Source organism: Streptomyces sp. NPDC022910 (assembly GCF_055561075.1).
The window spans coordinates 1-1,522 of record NZ_JBVHHL010000169.1; the positions used below are offsets into that span (position 1 = coordinate 1).

Annotated in this window: 1 protein-coding gene; it reads left to right on the forward strand. The window is 68.5% G+C overall.

Annotated features, from left to right (window positions below; translation table 11 throughout):
- The first annotated feature begins 180 nt into the window (after positions 1–180).
- Entirely contained in the window at positions 181–1,167 is a 987-nt protein-coding gene (locus tag ACZ3TS_RS42960; protein WP_467628697.1) for a LysR family transcriptional regulator, read from the forward strand.
- The last annotated feature ends 355 nt before the right edge of the window (positions 1,168–1,522 follow it).

The following is a 1,522-nucleotide window of genomic DNA, read 5'->3' on the forward strand; positions in this document are numbered from 1 at the left end:
GTCGTCACCCACTGCGGTCTTCCCTCCTTCTGGCGCGGCCCGACCGACCGCGGTCCCGTGCGTCTCGCGGGCGTGCCCTCTCCGGATCTGCGTTGTCGACAGTATGGCGCCCACCGCTTGAATAAGGAATACTGCATACAATGTCAGTGGTCGCGTCAGCGAACGGAAGAGGAGCCGCTCATGTTGTTCCGGCAGCTCGAGTACTTCGTGGCGGTGGCCAGGGAGAAGCACTTCGCGCGGGCGGCGGACGCCTGCTACGTCTCCCAGCCGGCGCTGTCGATCGCCATCGCCAAACTGGAGCGGGAGCTCAACGTCACCCTGATCAACAGGGGACGCACCTTCGAGGGCCTGACCCCGGAGGGTGAACGGCTGGTCGTGTGGGCCAAGCGGATCCTCGCCGAGCACGACGCGTTCAAGGCCGAGGTGGCCGTCATGCAGTCGGGCGTCACCGGGACGCTTCGGCTGGGGACGGGCCCCACCGTGTCGACGACGACGGGGCTCCCCGTGGCCGCGTTCTGCGCGATGCACCCACTGGCCAGGGTGAAGGTCTGCTCCCGACTGTCCTCCTCGGAGCTGGTCCGGCAACTGCGGGACTTCGAGCTGGACGCCGCCATCGCCCACTTCGGGCCCGACGACCGGGAGGGCCTGGAAATGATCCCGCTGTACGAGGAGCAGTACGTGCTGCTGGTGTCCGGAGAGCACCTGGTGCCCCCGAGCCCCACCATCACCTGGGCCGAGGTGGCCCAGCTCCCGCTGGCGCTCCTGACGCCGGACATGCGGTTCCGTCAGTTCATCGACAACGCCTTCGAAAGCTGCGGGGCCGTGGCGACCCCTCAGGTCGAGACGGACTCCGTCGCCTCCCTCTGCGCCCATGTCGCCACGGGGGCGTGGGCGAGTGTCGTCCCGCACACATGGCTGAACGCCATGCCGGTGACCGGCGGGACGAGGGCCGTCAGGCTGGTCGAGCCGGACGCCAGGGCGCAGATCTCGGTGGCGATTCACGCGGCGACTCCCGGTTCGGTCGCGGCCAGGGCGTTTCTCAACGTGGTCGCCGGGCTGTCGTTGGACGAGGTCTTCGTGCCGGAGCGGGCGGATCTCGCCGCCGTATCCGGCATCTCCGAGGACCCCCTCGGAAGGCAGTTCGTGGATGCCCGCGGCGGGGGATGACCGGGGCCCTCCCGGGACCGGCGGGGAGCCGTCAGGTACTGCCGGCGAGCGCTGCCCGCGGGCGCAACGTGCCGCATGTGGCCGATCCGCGCCCGCTTCGATAAACGCCGTAAATCAGCTGGTTGGCAAAAGATCTTGGACGCGTCGGCCCCATGGCGCGGATGGTGAGACACGGAAGACGAACTGGGCGACCCTCTAGGGAGGATCCGGACCATGACGGACGCTGTCGTACAGGACCCGGGCGTTGAGGGCGCCGAAGCACCGGCCGCTTTGACCGACGGGATCCATCTGGTCGTCGACGCGCTCAAGCTCAATGGCGTCGAGACCATCTACGGGGTCGTCGGTATCCCGATCA

What these genes read in the sequence shown, in the direction of transcription:
- ACZ3TS_RS42960 (WP_467628697.1), top strand. Translation starts at nt 181, where the DNA reads ATGTTGTTCCGGCAGCTCGAGTACTTCGTGGCGGTGGCCAGGGAGAAG.